The sequence below is a fragment of the Streptomyces sp. NBC_01224 genome (genome assembly GCF_036002945.1).
Lineage (GTDB): Bacteria > Actinomycetota > Actinomycetes > Streptomycetales > Streptomycetaceae > Streptomyces.
On record NZ_CP108529.1, the window covers coordinates 5,365,762 to 5,381,913 of the forward strand.

Here is a 16,152-nt window from a genome sequence, read left to right on the forward strand (position 1 = left end):
GGGCGGCCGAGGACGGGAAGGGCCGGCGTCCCACGCATGTATACGCGCAGTGGTGGCCGGGGGATGCAGTCCGGCCCGGCCGTGACACCAGCCATGCCGTCGCTCGGCGTCGATCCGCTGACCTTCGCCGCGGGTTGCCGTTGACCACGGTGGGGCCTCCGGTGAGCGCGCCTTCGGCCTTGCCGGAGCCGCCGACGCCCGCCCCGTCGTTGCCGTCCGTTCGGCCCAGGGGCCGGTTACCGTGGCGGCAGGGGCGGACGCCGCCGGTCCGGGACCGACTCGTAGGTCGGAGGCGTCGCCGCCGGATGCGCGGCCAGCAGGTCCAGGGCCACCCGCACCGCGTCGTCCAGCACCGCGTACCGGCCCTCGGCCCAGTCGAGCGGGGTGCGCAGGGCCTCCAGGTCCGGTTCGACGCCGTAGTTCTCGACCGACCAGCCGTATGTGTCGAACCAGGCCGCGTTCATCGGCACCGTGATCACCGTGCCGTCACCCAACCGGTGCCGGCCGGTCATGCCGACCACGCCGCCCCACGTCCGCTGGCCCACCACCGGGCCCAGTTTCAGCAGGCGGAACACGGCGGTGATCATGTCGCCGTCGGAGGACGTCGCCTCGTCGGCCAGGGCGACCACCGGGCCCCGGGGGGCGTTGGAGGCGTAACTGACCGGCTGGGCGTTGCGCGTCAGGTCCCAGCCGAGGATCGTGCGGGTGAGCTTCTCGACCACCAACTCGCTGATGTGGCCGCCCGCGTTGCCGCGTACATCGACGATCAGGGCCGGGCGGGAGACCTCCCCGCGCAGGTCCCGGTTGAACTGGGCCCAGCCCGAGCCGCCCATGTCGGGGATGTGCAGATACCCGCACTTGCCGCCGCTCAACTCCCGTACGACTGCACGGCGTTTGGCCACCCAGTCCTGGTAGCGCAGCGGCCGTTCGTCGACCAGGGGGACGACCGCGACCCGGCGGGAGTGGCCCTCACTGCCGGACGGGCGAAAGGTGAGTTCCACCGTGGTGCCGCCCGCTGCGGAGAGGAGGGGGTACGGGCCCGCCACCGGGTCGACCGGACGGCCGTCGACATGGGTGAGGACCGCGCCCTCCCGGATGCCCGTACCGGCCAGCGGGGAACGGGCCTTGGAGTCGGAGGAGTCACCGGGCAGGATGCGCCGGATCGTCCAGTCGCCGTCCCGGCACACCAGGTTCGCGCCGAGCATCCCGATCGCCCGCTGGTAGTGCGGCGGGCCCTCGTTGCGGCGGGCCGGTGCCACATACGCGTGCGAGGTGCCCAGTTCGCCCAGGACCTCGCGCATCAGATCGGCGAACTCGTCGGGGGAGGCGACCCGTTCGACCAGCGGGCGGTACTGGTCGAGCACGCCGTCCCAGTCGATGCCGCACATGTCCGGTTCCCAGAAGTACGAGCGGATGATGCGGCCGCCCTCCCCGTATGCCTGCCGCCACTCGGCCCCCGGGTCGACCTCGTGCAGGATGCGGCGCAGATCGATGTAGACCGTCGAGTCGCTGTCGCCGGTCTCGGTGGCGGGGACGGCGCGCAGCTCGCCCTCGTCCATGACGACCAGCCGCGTCGCGTCGCCGCTGACCGCGAACCAGTCCAGATGGCCGACGAGCTCGGTCTTCCTGGCCTTGGAGATGTTGAAGTGTTCGAGCGTGGGGCGGCCCGACATGTCCGCCGGGTTGGCGAATGTCTCGCCGAGCGCGCCCGAGATCGGCCAGCGCAGCCAGACGAGCCCGCCACCGCTGACCGGATGAAGGGCCGAGTACTTCGACGCGGAGACCGGGAACGGTGTCACCCGGTTCTCCAGGCCCTCGAACTCGACCGTGACCGTTGACGGCCCCTCGCCCGTACCGGCCTCGACGACGACGTCGTCGGCCGGGTCGAGACCGCCCGCCGCGGGACGCCCCTCCGGGGACAGGGCGAACGGGGAGGGCGTGGCCGAGGAGAGCGGCACCAGGTACGGGCGGCAGCCCAGCGGGAAGGAGAGGTCCCCGGTGTGGACGTCGTACACCGGGTCGAAACCGCGCCAGGAGAGGAAGGCGAGGTAGCGTCCGTCGCCCGTGAAGACGGGATTCTCGTCCTCGAAGCGGCCGTTGGTGACATCGACGATCACCGGAGCGCCGGACCCGAGGATGCGCGCCAGTTTGATCTGGCGCAGCGAACGGCCGATCCCGGGGTGCGACCAGGTCAGCCAGGCGCCGTCCGGAGAGAACGCCATGTCGCGTACCGGGCCGTTGACGGAGCGGATCAGCTCGGTGGGTTCGCCGGTGGATTCCTCCTCGTCCGTGTCCAGGAGCAGCAGCCGCCCGTCGTTCGTGGCGATCGCCAGGCGCTCGCCGTCCGGGTCGGCGATCAGCTCCTGGACCCTGCCGACCTGTCCGGAGGCCAGCCGGCGCGGCTCGCGGTCGCCGCTGGCGCGCGGCAGGTAGGCGATCTCGATCGCGTCCTCGCCGTCCGCGTCCGTGACGTAGGCGACCTGGCCGCCGCTGCCGAGCATCTCGGGCAGCCGGACCCGGGCCCCCGGGGTATCGGAGATCGTCCGGGCGGGGCCGTCGCGGTGGGTGAGCCAGTACAGGCTGCCGCGTACGGAGACGGCGCTGGCCCGGCCCGTCTCGTCCACGGACAGCGAGTCGACATTGCTGGCGGCCGACACCTGGTACGTACGCCGTCCGGCACGCGGACCGCCGAGCCGTACCTCCAGCTTCCGCGGCACCGCGTCCGGCGACTCCAGGTCGTCCACCAGCCACACATCGCCGGCGCACTGGTAGACGACCCGGCTGCCGTCGCTGGACGCGTGCCGGGCGTAGAAGGCGTCGTGATCCGTATGGCGGCGCAGATCGCTGCCGTCGGGCAGGCAGGAGTACAGATTGCCGACGCCCTCGTGGTCGGAGAGGAACGCGATCCGGCCGCCGACGAACATGGGCGAGTCGAGATGCCCGCCGATGTCCGGGAGCAGCCGCTTGCCGTGCAGCCACAGCCGCCCCATGGCACCGCCCCGGTACCGCTTCCAGGAGGCCGGTTCGTGCGGAGGTTTGCCGGTCAGCAGCAGGGTGCGCCGCTCGCCGTCGATGTCGGCGACGGCGATGTCGGAGACCGGTCCCCAGGGGAGTTTGCCGCCGGGGCTGCCGTCCGTGGGGACCGTGTAGGCCCAGGAGACGTACGAGAACGGCTGGTTGTGTGAGGACACGGCGAGGATCTGCGAGGTGTCCGGGGGGTCGGGTGTCCAGCCGCAGACCCGGGCGTCCGTCGACCCCCAGTAGGTGAGGCGGCGGGCCGGGCCGCCCTCGACCGGTGCGAGATGGATCTCGGGGTCGAGGCTGCGCCAGGTCGTGAAGGCGATACGGCTTCCGTCGGGGGAGAACCTCGGGTGGCTGACCCGGGTCCGGTCGACGGTCAGCCGCCACGCGCGGCCGGGCCGCTGCCCCTCGGCGGCGAGGGGAGCGATCCAGAGATCGTCCTCGGCCGCGAAGCAGAGCAGATCCTCGTGGAGGTGCGGGAAACGGAGATACGCGACGTCGTCACTCACCCTCCAATGCTTTCCGCGCCGGCGGGCCCCGGCAACTTGTGGTGCGGAACACAAGCGAAACGATTTCGTTTCGCTGGGCGTGCGGAGTACCGTCGATGTGTACGAAACAGTTTCGTTCGATTGGCTGCTGTACGGGAGTCACGAACAGAAGGCGAACAGGAGGTCGGCACATGGCGCGCACCCGGCTCACGCCCGAGCGCGAGAGCGAGCTGTACGCCGCCGTGCTCGACCTGCTCCGCGAGGTCGGCTACGACGCCCTGACCATGGACGCCATCGCCGCCCGCACCCGTTCGAGCAAGGCCACCCTCTACCGCCAGTGGGGGAGCAAGCCCGAGCTGGTCGTCACGGCCCTGCGGCACAACAAGCCGGTGTCCCTCGCAGAGATCGACACCGGATCGCTGCGCGGTGACTTCCACGCCGCGCTGAGCCGTACGGACGACTGCCAGATGGAGAAGAACTCCGCGCTGATGCGGGGTCTGAGCCATGCCGTCCACGACAATCCCGATCTGCTCCAGGCCCTGCGCGAACTGCTGATCGAGCCGGAGATGACCGGCCTCAACACGCTGCTGCGCCGAGCCGTGGACCGGGGTGAACTGCGTCCGGACCATCCGGCGCTGAAGTATGTATCGCACATGCTGATCGGTGCCTTCACCGCTCGGCAGCTGGTCGAGGACCGCCCCGTCGACCAGGCGTTCCTCACCGACTACGTCGACTCCGTGATTCTCCCCGCACTCGGAGTCGGCTGAAGATCCTGGCCGGCTCCGGAGTCCGACCCTCCCGTCCCCTTTGCACGGCCCCCTCCCCAAGCCCCACCTGACACGCCGCTCTCGTCGTCGGGCTGGTTCCTCACGCCCTTTTCCACTCACACGACCTGACCGGGAGTACGTCTCCGTGGCCACATTCCTCTACAAGCTCGGACGGCTCGCCTTCCGGCGCCGCCGCTATGTCGCCCTGATCTGGGTGGCACTGCTGGCACTCGCCGGATTCGGCGCGGCCTCCGCGTCCACCGCCACCTCCAGCTCCTTCTCGATCCCGGGTACGGAGGCGCAGAAGGCCTTCGACCTGCTGGAACAGCGCTTCCCCGACTCCAGCGCCGACGGCGCGACCGCACGTGTCGTCTTCAAGGCCCCCGATGGCCAGAAGATGACGGACCCGGCGAACAAGGCCGAGGTGAACAAGATCGCCGGCGAGCTGAAGTCCGGCTCGGACCAGATCGCCTCGGTCACCGACCCGTACACCGCGGGCGCCGTCAGCAAGGACGGCTCCACGGCGTACGTCTCCGTGTCCTACAAGGTCAACTCGATGGAGCTGACCGACGCGACCCGGGGCGCCCTCGAGGACGCGGGCCACACGGCGCAGAAGAGCGGGATGACCGTGGAGATCGGCGGTGACGCGCTCCAGGTGATGCCGGAGACCGGGGCCACCGAGATCATCGGTGTCGCGATCGCGGCGGTGGTGCTGGTCATCACCTTCGGCTCGCTGATCGCCGCCGGGCTGCCGCTGCTCACTGCCCTGATCGGGGTCGGCATCGGTGTCTCGACGATCACGGCACTGGCGAACGTACTCGACCTGGGCTCCACCACCTCCACCCTCGCGATGATGATCGGCCTCGCGGTCGGCATCGACTACGCGCTGTTCATCGTCTCCCGTTACCGCGCCGAGCTGGCCGATGGCCGGGAACGTGAGGAAGCGGCCGGACGCGCCGTCGGCACGGCCGGTTCCGCGGTCGTCTTCGCCGGTCTCACTGTCGTCATCGCCCTGGTCGGCCTCGCCGTCGTCAACATCCCGATGCTGTCGAAGATGGGCTTCGCCGCGGCCGGCACGGTCGCGATCGCCGTCCTCATCGCGCTCACCCTGGTCCCGGCCATGATGGGCTTCGCGGGCAAGCGGGTCATGGGACGCAAGGCGCGCAAGGCCGCCGAGGCCGGGAACCGGCCCGAGGCGAAGCCGAACATGGGCACCCGCTGGGCGCGGTTCGTACTGCGCAAGCCGGTGTGGGTGCTGCTGGCCGGAGTCATCGGTCTCGGTGCGATCGCCGTGCCGGCCGCGTCCCTGGAGATGGGCCTGCCCGACGACGGCTCCCAGCCCACCAGCACCACCCAGCGGCGCGCCTACGACCTGCTCTCCGACGGCTTCGGCCCCGGCTTCAACGGGCCGCTGATGGTCGTCGTCGACACCGCGAACAGCTCCGACGGCAAGACCGCCGCCAAGCAGGTCTCCGACGAGATCTCCGGCATCCCGGGCGTCGTCGCCGTCACGCCGGCCCAGTTCAACAAGGCCGGCGACACCGCGATGATCACCGTCGTCCCGAAGGACCGGCCGAGCTCCACCGAGACCGAGAACGTGGTCCACGCGATCCGTGACACGGGCAAGGACATCAAGTCCGACACGGGCGCCGAGGTCCTGGTCACCGGCTCCACGGCGATGAACATCGACTTCTCGCAGAAGATGAACGACGCGCTGCTGCCGTACCTGGCGCTCGTCGTCGGCCTGGCCTTCCTGCTGCTGATGCTGGTCTTCCGGTCGGTGCTGGTGCCGCTGAAGGCGGCCCTCGGCTTCCTGCTCTCGGTCGTCGCGGCCCTGGGCGCGGTCGTCGCGGTCTTCCAGTGGGGCTGGCTCGGCTCGCTCTTCGGCGTGGAACAGACCGGCCCGATCATGTCCATGATGCCGATCTTCATGGTGGGTGTGGTCTTCGGCCTCGCCATGGACTACGAGGTCTTCCTCGTGACCCGGATGCGGGAGGCGTACGTCCACGGCGAGAAGCCCGGCCAGGCGATCGTCACCGGCTTCAAGCACGGCGCCCGGGTCGTCACGGCCGCGGCCGTGATCATGATGGCGGTCTTCGCCGGCTTCATCGGCTCCAGCGAGCAGATGATCAAGATGATCGGCTTCTCGCTCGCCATCGCCGTCTTCTTCGACGCGTTCGTCGTCCGGATGGCGATCGTGCCCGCGGTCCTCGCCCTGCTCGGCCAGCGCGCCTGGTGGCTGCCGCGCTGGCTGGACCGTCTCCTGCCGAACGTGGACGTGGAGGGTGAGGGGCTGCGCAAGGAGCTCGGCGAGACGCCCGAGGGCGGCACCAGCCGCGACGGATACGGCGGTGACGCCGAGGGTGAGCGTGAGCTGATCCGCGTCTGAGCCGGGCCCGGCCCGAGTCCGAGCCGCACGGCCGGACCGTAGGGCTTCCGGGGTCCGCGTCTGAGCGGAGCGCGGCCCCGGATGCGCCGGTTACCTGTGGGGACGGGGGACCGGGGCGACGATGAGCCCCCGTGCGAGCGGCACGGGGGCTCATTCATGCCGTCACGCCCGGGTGGTCACCGTCCGCACGGCCTCGGGCCCGGTCTCGTCGTGGATGCGGTGCAGGAAGCGGTTCATCGACGCGTTGTCGAACTGCACCACCTCGACGCCGTCTGCCGAATGCTTCTCCACGACCAGCTGCGCCCGGCCGCAGGGCCATATCCGGATGGGGCCGCGCCCGGCGGGGGAGCGCATCCCGCCCTCCAGCAGGTCGCGGCCAAAGGCCCAGTCGGTGCCGCCGGGGAAGGCCACATGGACGGTTCGCGGGTCGGAGGTGGCGTCGTACCGCAGGTCGACGGGGACTGCGAAGGTGTCGGTGGCCTCGGTGATGAGCCGGGCTTCGGTGTGCTCTTCGATCACGAGGGACATGGCCGACTCCTCCTGTTTGCCCACCCTTGCCATCTAATGTCCCACATTTTGGCCGGCTGGTGCGGTGAGGGTGCCGGGGTGACCGAGGTCGCACAGCTGTTATCTATGCGCTCTTGCGAATGGTTCGCAACAAGGGTCTATCATTGCGAGGTTCATGACCCCGCGCAGCTACGCAGTAACGCAGGAAGCGGAGCCTCCTCCATGCATGTACCCGACGGATTCATCAACGCCCCCGTCTCCGCCGCCGCTGGAGTCGTCGCCGCGGGTGCCGTCGCCGTCAGCCTGCGGGGCGCCCGCCGTGAACTCGATGAACGCACCGCTCCGCTCGCCGGCCTGGTCGCCGCGTTCATCTTCGCCGTACAGATGCTGAACTTCCCGGTTGCGGCGGGCACCAGCGGGCATCTGCTGGGCGGTGCGCTCGCCGCGATCCTGGTCGGGCCCTACACCGGGGTGCTCTGTATCTCCGTCGTACTGCTCATGCAGGGCATCCTCTTCGCCGACGGCGGCCTCACCGCGCTCGGCGTGAACGTGCTCGACATGGGCATCACGACCACCGTCGTCGCGTACGCCCTCTTCCGCGGGCTGGTCGGCGTGCTGCCGCGCACCCGTCGCTCCATGACGGCCGCGTCCTTCGTCGCCGCCCTGGTCTCCGTACCGGCCGCGGCCTGCGTCTTCACGCTGATCTACTGGATCGGCGGCACCACCGACATACCGATCGGCAAGGTCTTCACCGCGATGGTCGGGGTCCACGTACTGATCGGTATCGGCGAAGCCGTGATCACCGCCCTGACCGTCGGCGCCGTCGTCGCCGTACGTCCAGATCTGGTCCACGGCGCCCGCGGACTCACCGCCCCGCTCAAGCTCCGGGTCGACGGCGAGCTCGTCGACGCCCCCGCCCGGCAGTCCGTCGCCCCCGTCGCCGCCCGCTCCACCCGGGGAATCCGGGCCATCGGCCTGGTCACCGCCCTCGTCCTGGCAGGCTTCGTCTCCTTCTACGCCTCCGCCAGCCCCGACGGCCTGGAGAAGGTCGCCGCCGACCAGGGCATCGACAAGAAGACCGAGGAGCACGCCGCCAAGGACTCCCCGCTCGCCGACTACGGCGTCAAGGACGTCTCCGACGCCCGGATCTCGGGCGGCCTCGCCGGAGTGATCGGTGTCGGTGCCACGATCCTGGTCGGCAGCGGAGTCTTCTACGTCGTCCGCCGCCGTCGCACGCCGGACGCGCCCGCCGGCAGCCCACGCACCGAGGAGACCGTCTGACATGGGCGCCGGACATGCACACAGGCTCTACCGGCACGGGCACTCGCCCGTCCACGACCTGCCGCCGCACTGCAAGCTCGCCGCCGCCTTCTGCTTCGTCGTGGTCGTCGTCTCGACGCCGCGCGAGGCGGTGTGGGCGTTCGCGCTGTACGCGGCACTGATCGGCGCCGTCACCGCACTGGCCCGCATCCCCGCAGGCTTCCTGCTCAAGCGGTTGCTCATCGAGGTGCCGTTCGTCGCGTTCGCGCTGCTCATGCCGTTCGTGGTGCCCGGCGAGCAGACCCATGTCCTCGGCCTCTGGGTCAGCGTCCCCGGCCTCTGGGGCGCCTGGAACGTCCTCGCCAAGGGCACCCTCGGCGTCGCCGCGTCCGTGCTCCTCGCCTCCACCACCGAACTGCGCTCGCTGCTGCTCGGCCTGCAGCGGCTCAAGCTGCCGCCGCTGCTCGTCCAGATCGCCTCCTTCATGATCCGGTACGGCGATGTGATCACCGACGAGATGCGCCGGATGTCGATCGCCCGCCGCTCCCGCGGTTTCGAGGCGCGCGGGATACGGCAGTGGGGTGTCCTGGCCAAATCCGCGGGCGCGCTCTTCATCAGGTCCTACGAGCGCGGCGAACGCGTCCACCTCGCGATGGTCAGCCGCGGCTACGCCGGTTCCATGCCGGTCATCGACGAGGTGACGGCCTCCAGGACCCAGTGGGCGCACGCCTCGGCACTCCCCGTACTCGCCCTCATAATCTGTCTGCTGGGATGGACCGTATGAGCATGCCCACCGCCCCCGCGCCGTCCCTGGAGGTCAGCGGCCTCGCCTACGCCTACCCCGACGGCCACCAGGCGCTCTTCGGGGTGGACCTGACGGTCGCCCGAGGCGAACGCGTCGCCCTGCTCGGCCCGAACGGAGCCGGCAAGACCACCCTCGTCCTCCACCTCAACGGCATCCTCGACGCCGGTGCGGGCACCGTCCGGGTCGCCGGTCTCCCGGTCGAGAAGCGCAACCTCGCCGAGATCCGCCGCCGTGTCGGCATCGTCTTCCAGGACCCCGACGACCAGCTCTTCATGCCCACCGTCCGCGAGGACGTCGCCTTCGGCCCCGCCGCCTCCGGGCTGCGCGGCGCCGAACTGGAGGAACGCGTCACCGAAGCCCTGCGGCAGGTCGGCATGGAGGAGTATGCGAACCGGCCGCCGCACCACCTTTCCTTCGGCCAGCGCCGCCGCGTCGCCGTCGCCACCGTCCTCGCCATGCAGCCGGAGATCCTGGTGCTGGACGAGCCGTCCTCCAACCTGGACCCGGCCTCGCGGCGCGAGCTCGCCGACATCCTGCGGTCCCTGGACGTCACTGTGCTCATGGTCACGCACGACCTGCCGTACGCCCTGGAGCTCTGCCCGCGCGCGGTCGTCCTGAGCGAGGGTGTCATCGCCGCCGACGACCGTACCCAGGATCTGCTCTGCGACGAGGAACTGATGCGCAGCCACCGTCTGGAGCTGCCCTTCGGCTTCGACCCGCGTTCCGTGACTGTGAACATGGGGTGACCCGCCCCGCGTCCGACCTGCGGCGGGATGCACCATGGGGGGATGAGCGGGAGCGCAGGAGCAGGCGTGGACGTACGAGGCACGGTGGCGGCCGGATTCGAACCGGTCCGGGATGCTTTCATCCGTAACTTCGAGCAGCGCGGCGAACGCGGTGCGGCCGTCGCGGTCTACCGGGACGGGCGCAAGGTCGTCGATCTGTGGGCCGGTACGAGAGACGTCGACGGCGCCGAACCGTGGGCCGTCGACACCGTGCAGATCGTCCGCTCGGCGGGCAAGGGCATCGCCGCCGCCGTACCGCTGATGCTGCACCAGCGCGGCCAGGTCGACCTCGACGCCACGGTCGGCACGTACTGGCCGGAGTTCAAGGCGGCCGGCAAGGAACGTGTGCTTGTCCGCCACCTCCTCGCCCACCGGGCCGGCATCCCCGCCCTCGACTGCCCGCTGACCCCCTCCGAGGCGGCCGACGGGATCTCCGGGCCACAGGCCGTCGCGGCCCAGCGCCCTCAGTGGGAACCCGGCACCGACCACGGCTACCACGCCCAGACCTACAGCTGGCTCATAGGCGAACTGGTGCGCCGGGTCACCGGCCGCACCGTCGGCCGCTGGGTCGTCGAGGAGATCGCCCGCCCGCTCGGCCTGGACTTCTGGTTCGGCCTCCCGGCGGAAGAGGCACACCGGGTGGGCCGGATCGGGCCCGTCGAACCCCCGGCCGACGCGGGCAACGGCGGCGCCCTGAGGGTGCGCCCCAAGCGGTCCGTCGTCGAGGCCTACCGCGACCCGGAGTCCCTCACCCGCCGCGCCTTCGGGGCCATCGACCCCCTCCCCGACGAGAACGACCCCGCCTACCGGGTGGCCGAACTCCCCGCCTCCAACGGCATCGCCACCGCCCGCGCGCTGGCCCGCTGCTACGCCGCGATGATCGGCCCGGTCGACGGCCACCGACTGTTCGCCCCGGCCACGCTCACCCTCGCCCGCACCGAGGAGTCGGCCGGCCCGGACCGGGTCCTGGTCGTCAGCACCCGCTTCGGCCTCGGCTACATGCTGCACGGCCCGGCGGCCCCGCTGCTGGCCCCCGGCTCGTTCGGCCACCCCGGCCGGGGTGGCTCGCTCGGGTTCGCCGACCCCGAATCCGGTATCGCGCTGGGCTATGTGACGAACGGTCTGCAGAAGGGAGTCACCGCCGATCCCCGTGCCCAGGCCCTGGTCAGGGCAGTACGGTCGGCGCTATGACTCCTCCTCACTCTGCTGGTTCACGGTTCGACGGTCACGGCGTACTCATCACGGGAGCAGGCCAGGGGATCGGTGCGGCCACGGCCCGCCGGCTGGCCTCGGAGGGCGCGCGCGTCCTGGTCACCGACCTGGACGGCGACCGCGCCGCACGCACCGCCGCGGAGATACGCGAGACGGGCGCGACGGCCGAGTCGCTGCCCTGCGACGTGGGCGACCGGGCCGCGGTCGAGGCCGCGGTGGCCCACGCCGTCGCCGCCTTCGGCTCCCTCGATGTGCTGGTGAACAACGCGTACGCCTGTGCCCCCGACGCGCCGTTCTTCGAGGACGAGCCCGACGAGGTCTGGCAGCGCGACCTGGACATCACACTCACCGGACCGTACCGCTGTGCCCGCGCCGCCCTACCGCACCTGGTGGCCTCCGGCCGGGGCGCGATCGTCAACATCGGCTCGGTCAACGGCGAACAGGACTTCGGCAATCACGCCTACAGCGCGGCCAAGGCGGGCCTGGGCAGCCTGACCCGTACCCTGGCGGGCCATGCGGGACCGCGCGGCGTACGCGTCAACCTGGTCGCACCCGGCACGATCCGCACCGACGCCTGGACGGGCCGCGACGCGGAACTGTCCCGGGTGAGCGGCCTCTACCCGCTCGGCCGGGTCGGCGAGCCCGACGACATCGCGTCCGCCGTCGCCTTTCTCGCCTCGCGCGATGCGGCTTGGATCACGGGGACGACGCTCCGCGTGGACGGCGGGCTGACGGCGGTCAACTACGGCTTCCGGGACGCGGTTTCGGGGGCCTGACCGATGCGGACCCGGTCCGCCCCGCGCCCGGGTCAGGCGAGCGCGGGGTGGACGAGCCGCCCGTGGAGGATGAGGGAGGCGGCCTGCTTGAGACGGCGCACGCGCACACTGATCTCGTAGCCCCTGATGCCCTCGGTACGGGCGAAGCGGCCGCTGAGGTAGCGGTAGAAGTCCGGGGTGTCCTTGCAGATGACCACGGCCATGATGTTGTGCTTGCCGCTGATGGCGGCGGCGAAGGCGCACTCGTCGTGCCCGCTGAGCTCCTCGCCGATCTCCTGGAGCCGGGGCAGGTCGACCTGGAGCCAGAGGGTGGCGTTGAGCTCGTAGCCGAGGCGTTCGGGCACGGTGTCGATGTCGTAGACCAGCGAGCCGGTCGCTTCGAGGGCCTCCAGCCGACGGGCCACGCGCGGCTTGGACCAGCCGGTGGCCTCCGCGAGCCGGGTGTGGGAGGCGCGGCCGTCCTCCGCCAGCGCTTCGAGGAGCGGGCGGTCCTCCTCGGTCGGGGTGAGCGGGGGCCCGGCGGGGATGGGGCGCTCCGCGGTCAGCAGCCGCACCTGCTCGTCGGTGAGCGAGCCCTCCCGCCCGGTCCAGCCGGCCGTGTCCGGGGAACCGAAGGCGTGGACGAGAAGATCGACGTTCAGGTCGAGGACCGAGGCCGCCCGGGGAAGCCGCCTCAGCAGCACGTCGTCGCCGGCGGTCCCGGCGGGCGAACGGATGATGCAGATGATCTCCGAACCGCCCGACGCGATGCTTGTGTACGCGACCTCCGGCCTGCGGGCCAGGGAATCCGCGAGCGGCCCCACGGCGTCCGGGCGGCAGCGCAGCCGCGCGATCCACTCGGACCGGCCGTGGGCGGCGGGGCTGCTCAGCCCGACGACGCGGACGACGCCGCCGCGGCGCAGGGCGCTGTAGCGGCGCGCCACGGTCTGCTCGGACACCCCGACGACCTCGCTGAGGCGGCGGAAGGAGACCCGCGGCGAGCAGTTCAGCCCATGGATGATTTTGCGGTCCAGATCGTCAGGCATGGATGAATGGTCACATGAGCGGCGCTCCATCCGGAGGTTCCATGACGTTCGCCGGGATCGCTTGGGGATTCATCGACGGTCGGGGCGAAGCTGGTCGGCGGCTTTGCGGGTGATCCGGCGGACCGCGCGGAACGCGGTGGTACGCCGGTGCGCCCGGGAGCGGGCGCACGCCGGACGGCGGTGCTCACATCGCAGCCGGTGCCCGCGCGGCACCCACCCCCGCAGCAGAAGGAACCTTTTCGTGAATTCCGCAACGACACAGGACAGATCAGGGCGGGGCGTCACGCTCGTCATGGCCTGCCTGGGCGTCTTCGTCGCCTACCTCCCCGTGACCACCGTGTCGGTGAGCCTGCCGGCCGTCCAGCGGGCTCTGGGCGCCTCCACGTCCCAGCTGTCCTGGGTCTCGGACGCCTTCGTGCTGCCGATGGCCGCGCTGATCCTGACCACCGGGGTGTGGGGCGACGTCCACGGCCGCAAGCGGGTCTTCCAGGCGGGCATGGCCTTCTGTGCGCTGGGCGCGGCGATCTCGCTGTCCTCGGACTCGGTGCAGGCCCTGTGGGCCGGGCAGGCCGTCTCCGGGCTGGGGGCGGCGGCGCTGCTGCCCACGACGCTGGCCCTGATCAGCCACGCGGCCCCCGACCACCGGGAACGGGGCAGGTTCATCGGCCTGTGGGCCATGTCCCTGATGGCCTCGCTCGCCGTGGGCCCGCTGATCGCGGGTGCGCTGCTGGAGCACGTCGCGTGGCGCTGGATCTTCCTCCTGCCCGTGCCGGTCTCCCTGATCGTGCTGGTCGTCGCGGCGTTCCTGCTGCCCGACTCGCGCGCCCCGCACGGCCGCCGGCTCGACTGGCCCGGACAGATCAGCGCGGCCGTCGCGGTCACCGCGGTCGTCTACGGCGTGATCGAGGGCGGCGCTGACGGCTTCGGCGAGCCCGCCGTGGTGACGGCCCTGGTGCTCGGCGCGGTATCCGCGGCCGTGTTCGTCGCCGTGGAGCGCCGCAGCGCGAGCCCGATGCTCGACCTGGCGCTGTTCCGCAGCCCGGCCTTCACCGCCACCGCCCTGGTCGCCATGATCAGCTTCCTCGGGCTGATCGGCTTCTTCTTCGTGCTGAGTCTCTACTTCGGCATGGTCCAGCACCTGACCACGATCGAGGCGGCACTGCGGATGGTGACGGTGTCCGGGGTGGCCCTCGTTGTCGGGGCGCCCATCGGACGCCTGATGCACCGGGTCTCCCCCCGGGTCCTGATCACCACGGGCCTGGTCGTCGCGGCGGGCGCGATGCTCTCGCTGACCGGCGTCGACGCCCACACCTCCTACGGCTCGATCGTCTGGCGGCTGGCCCTGCTGGGCCTCGGCATGGGTGCCGTGCTCACCCCGATGACCGCCTCCGCGGTGTCCTCCGTCCCGTACCACCTGGCCGGGATGGCCGCCGCCGGGAACAACGCCTTCCGCCAGGTCGGTGGAGCCCTCGGCCCCGCCGTGCTCGGTACCCTGCTGACCACCCGGGCCCTCGACGCGCTGCCCGGCCGCCTCGCCGACGCGGGGGTGCCCGCCGAGGCCGGTGCCCGCGTCCTCGACACCGCCCGCGAGCAGGGACTCGGCGCCGTGGCCGGGCTCGACCTGGACGCCGCCACCGGACCGGCCCTGACCGCCCTGGGTGACTCCTTCCTCGACGGCATGCGGCTGTGCCTGACCGTCTCGGCCTCGCTCGCCCTGCTGGCCGCCCTCGCCTGCGCCGTGCTCCTGCGCCCGGCCGCCAGGCCGACGGCCCCGGCGGCCCCGGCCACCGAGGAACCGCCGGCCCGCCTGGCGCCGGTCCCGGCGAGCTGAGCGCGGCGGCGAGTTGGAGCACGACGGTCGCGGTGAACGTCTTGGTGGTGCTGCCGATACGGATGCGCCCGCGCGAGGGCATGGGCCGCCCCGTACGCAGATCGGCGCTGCCGGAGGCGTAGGGCCGGACGTGACAACCAGGGGCCGCGATCTCGACGGCGGCCCCGCGATCGCGCCCCGCCCCGCCATGCGTGGCACGGCGGGGCGGGGCGGGGCGGGGGTTGGTTCAGGTCAGACGGCGCCGAACTCCCCGGCTTTGACGCCCGCCACGAAGGCGGCGAAGGAGGCGGGGGAGGCGTGCAGCACGGGGCCGCCCGGGTTCTTGGAGTCGCGTACGGGGACGATGCCGGTGGCGAGTGCACTGAGCGGGGCCCACTCGACGCAGGAACCGCCGCTGCCGCTGTACGAAGACTTGACCCAGAGGAGGGAGGGGGAATCAGTCATCAGGGGGTTCCCTTTCGCACTTCGTCGAACATGGCCACGGACGCCGCTTGGGAGAGCGCCTCAGCCTGAAGCTGATGGTAATACCTCACCAGCGGCAGCACGGACGTCAATTCCCTGTCCAAGTACCCATTGGTTTCAGACTCCACGTAGGACATCACCGAGCGGTCGGGCAGGGTCAGAAGGTTCACCAGCCGGTTGAACGGGCGGCGCTCGCCCATGGAGTAGGAGGCCACTTGAAGCACGGTGTCCGGCCTCTCGGCGCACTCGATGAGATGGGCCATCTGGCGTTCCATGACCGCTGCCCCTCCGATCACACGACGGATGCAGCTCTCGTCCAGCACCACGATCAGCATGGGCGGGATGCGGCGCACTAGGGCCGCCTGCCGCTCTATCAGCGCCTCGACCCGCTCCGATGCCTGATCCGGGGTGATCGTGCCCCGCTTCGCATGCCCCTCTTCGATGGCCGTGGCGTACTCCGGCGTCTGAAGCAGCCCCGGAATCACCCCAACGTCGAACATCCGGATCTCAGCCGCGCGGCTCTCCTGCCCCAGGTACTCCGGGAAGCCTTCCAGCAGACTGCCGTTCCGGAGCTCTGCCCACGCGCGTTCGAACGATTCGGCAGTGCTGGTGAATCCGAAGACAGTATCCACGCTCCGCGAAAAGCGGAGCGTTGGCGGTTTGCGGCCGGTTTCGATGGCCGAGATGTGCCTGCCCGAGTATTCCGCCAGGTCAGCCAGCTCATCCTGCGTCCAGCCGCGTACTTCACGGGAACTGCGTAAGCGGGCGCCGTAGGCCGCTCGCGGGCTTGCCTCAGGGTTCAACTGCTTAACGTTTACCAACGT

General features: G+C 71.1%; 13 protein-coding genes and 1 pseudogene. 8 read left to right on the forward strand and 6 right to left on the reverse strand.

The window, feature by feature from the left end; translation table 11 throughout:
- Positions 1 to 236: 236 nt before the first annotated feature.
- Complete coding sequence (locus tag OG609_RS24115) at positions 237 to 3,530, reverse strand: S41 family peptidase (RefSeq protein ID WP_327274727.1); 3,294 nt, start codon at positions 3,528 to 3,530, stop codon at positions 237 to 239.
- Positions 3,531 to 3,700: 170 nt separating this feature from the next.
- Here OG609_RS24115 and OG609_RS24120 point away from each other — a divergent pair, with 170 nt between their 5' ends.
- A complete protein-coding gene (locus OG609_RS24120; protein WP_327274728.1) occupies positions 3,701 to 4,276 on the forward strand; it encodes a TetR/AcrR family transcriptional regulator in 576 nt (191 codons plus the stop codon).
- 145 nt (positions 4,277 to 4,421) lie between these two features.
- Entirely contained in the window at positions 4,422 to 6,665 is a 2,244-nt protein-coding gene (locus OG609_RS24125) for an MMPL family transporter (RefSeq protein WP_327274729.1), read from the forward strand.
- A gap of 162 nt (positions 6,666 to 6,827) precedes the next feature.
- On the opposite strand, the gene OG609_RS24130 is transcribed toward OG609_RS24125, so the two are convergent.
- The gene (locus tag OG609_RS24130) at positions 6,828 to 7,193 is read right to left on the reverse strand and encodes an SsgA family sporulation/cell division regulator (protein ID WP_327274730.1); all 366 of its coding nucleotides are present in this window, start codon (positions 7,191 to 7,193) and stop codon (positions 6,828 to 6,830) included.
- Positions 7,194 to 7,394: 201 nt separating this feature from the next.
- On the opposite strand from OG609_RS24130, the gene OG609_RS24135 reads away from it, so the two are divergent.
- The 5 genes from OG609_RS24135 to OG609_RS24155 all read left to right on the forward strand — a co-directional run bounded on the left by OG609_RS24135 (position 7,395) and on the right by OG609_RS24155 (position 12,010).
- On the forward strand, positions 7,395 to 8,453 hold the full coding sequence (locus OG609_RS24135; RefSeq protein WP_327274731.1) for an energy-coupling factor ABC transporter permease: 1,059 nt from the start codon (positions 7,395 to 7,397) through the stop codon (positions 8,451 to 8,453).
- Position 8,454: 1 nt separating this feature from the next.
- Positions 8,455 to 9,216 carry a cobalt ECF transporter T component CbiQ gene (gene cbiQ, locus OG609_RS24140; protein WP_327274732.1) on the forward strand — a complete coding sequence of 254 codons (762 nt, stop codon included), beginning with the start codon at positions 8,455 to 8,457 and terminating at the stop codon, positions 9,214 to 9,216.
- Positions 9,213 to 9,983, forward strand: a complete 771-nt coding sequence (locus tag OG609_RS24145) for an energy-coupling factor ABC transporter ATP-binding protein (protein ID WP_327274733.1) — start codon at positions 9,213 to 9,215, stop codon at positions 9,981 to 9,983. The genes cbiQ and OG609_RS24145 overlap by 4 nt, the downstream gene beginning before the upstream one ends.
- A gap of 66 nt (positions 9,984 to 10,049) precedes the next feature.
- Positions 10,050 to 11,213: a serine hydrolase domain-containing protein gene (locus tag OG609_RS24150; protein WP_327278160.1), complete on the forward strand. Its 1,164-nt coding sequence runs from the start codon at positions 10,050 to 10,052 to the stop codon at positions 11,211 to 11,213.
- Complete coding sequence (locus OG609_RS24155; protein WP_327274734.1) at positions 11,210 to 12,010, forward strand: SDR family NAD(P)-dependent oxidoreductase; 801 nt, start codon at positions 11,210 to 11,212, stop codon at positions 12,008 to 12,010. The genes OG609_RS24150 and OG609_RS24155 overlap by 4 nt, the downstream gene beginning before the upstream one ends.
- Positions 12,011 to 12,042: 32 nt before the next feature.
- Here the strand turns inward: OG609_RS24155 and OG609_RS24160 are convergent, their stop codons facing one another.
- Positions 12,043 to 13,035 (reverse strand): Lrp/AsnC family transcriptional regulator, encoded by a 993-nt coding sequence (locus OG609_RS24160; protein WP_327274735.1) that lies wholly within the window; start codon positions 13,033 to 13,035, stop codon positions 12,043 to 12,045.
- A 292-nt stretch (positions 13,036 to 13,327) separates the two neighbouring features.
- Here OG609_RS24160 and OG609_RS24165 point away from each other — a divergent pair, with 292 nt between their 5' ends.
- Positions 13,328 to 14,866 carry a DHA2 family efflux MFS transporter permease subunit gene (locus OG609_RS24165; RefSeq protein WP_327278161.1) on the forward strand — a complete coding sequence of 513 codons (1,539 nt, stop codon included), beginning with the start codon at positions 13,328 to 13,330 and terminating at the stop codon, positions 14,864 to 14,866.
- Positions 14,867 to 14,933: 67 nt separating this feature from the next.
- Here OG609_RS24165 and OG609_RS24170 read toward each other — a convergent pair.
- The 3 genes and pseudogenes from OG609_RS24170 to OG609_RS24180 form a co-directional block, all read right to left on the reverse strand.
- A pseudogene (locus OG609_RS24170) lies at positions 14,934 to 15,017 on the reverse strand (hypothetical protein); the annotation flags it as partial.
- A gap of 80 nt (positions 15,018 to 15,097) precedes the next feature.
- The gene (locus OG609_RS24175; protein WP_382900418.1) at positions 15,098 to 15,310 is read right to left on the reverse strand and encodes a DUF397 domain-containing protein; all 213 of its coding nucleotides are present in this window, start codon (positions 15,308 to 15,310) and stop codon (positions 15,098 to 15,100) included.
- A complete protein-coding gene (locus OG609_RS24180; RefSeq protein ID WP_327274736.1) occupies positions 15,310 to 16,131 on the reverse strand; it encodes a helix-turn-helix domain-containing protein in 822 nt (273 codons plus the stop codon). The genes OG609_RS24175 and OG609_RS24180 overlap by 1 nt, the downstream gene beginning before the upstream one ends.
- Positions 16,132 to 16,152 lie beyond the last annotated feature (21 nt).

What these genes read in the sequence shown, in the direction of transcription:
- OG609_RS24120 (WP_327274728.1), top strand. Translation starts at nt 3,701, where the DNA reads ATGGCGCGCACCCGGCTCACGCCCGAGCGCGAGAGCGAGCTGTACGCC.
- OG609_RS24130 (WP_327274730.1), bottom strand. Translation starts at nt 7,193, where the DNA reads ATGTCCCTCGTGATCGAAGAGCACACCGAAGCCCGGCTCATCACCGAG.
- OG609_RS24135 (WP_327274731.1), top strand. Translation starts at nt 7,395, where the DNA reads ATGCATGTACCCGACGGATTCATCAACGCCCCCGTCTCCGCCGCCGCT.
- cbiQ (WP_327274732.1), top strand. Translation starts at nt 8,455, where the DNA reads ATGGGCGCCGGACATGCACACAGGCTCTACCGGCACGGGCACTCGCCC.
- OG609_RS24145 (WP_327274733.1), top strand. Translation starts at nt 9,213, where the DNA reads ATGAGCATGCCCACCGCCCCCGCGCCGTCCCTGGAGGTCAGCGGCCTC.
- OG609_RS24155 (WP_327274734.1), top strand. Translation starts at nt 11,210, where the DNA reads ATGACTCCTCCTCACTCTGCTGGTTCACGGTTCGACGGTCACGGCGTA.
- OG609_RS24160 (WP_327274735.1), bottom strand. Translation starts at nt 13,035, where the DNA reads ATGCCTGACGATCTGGACCGCAAAATCATCCATGGGCTGAACTGCTCG.
- OG609_RS24165 (WP_327278161.1), top strand. Translation starts at nt 13,328, where the DNA reads ATGGCCTGCCTGGGCGTCTTCGTCGCCTACCTCCCCGTGACCACCGTG.
- OG609_RS24175 (WP_382900418.1), bottom strand. Translation starts at nt 15,310, where the DNA reads ATGACTGATTCCCCCTCCCTCCTCTGGGTCAAGTCTTCGTACAGCGGC.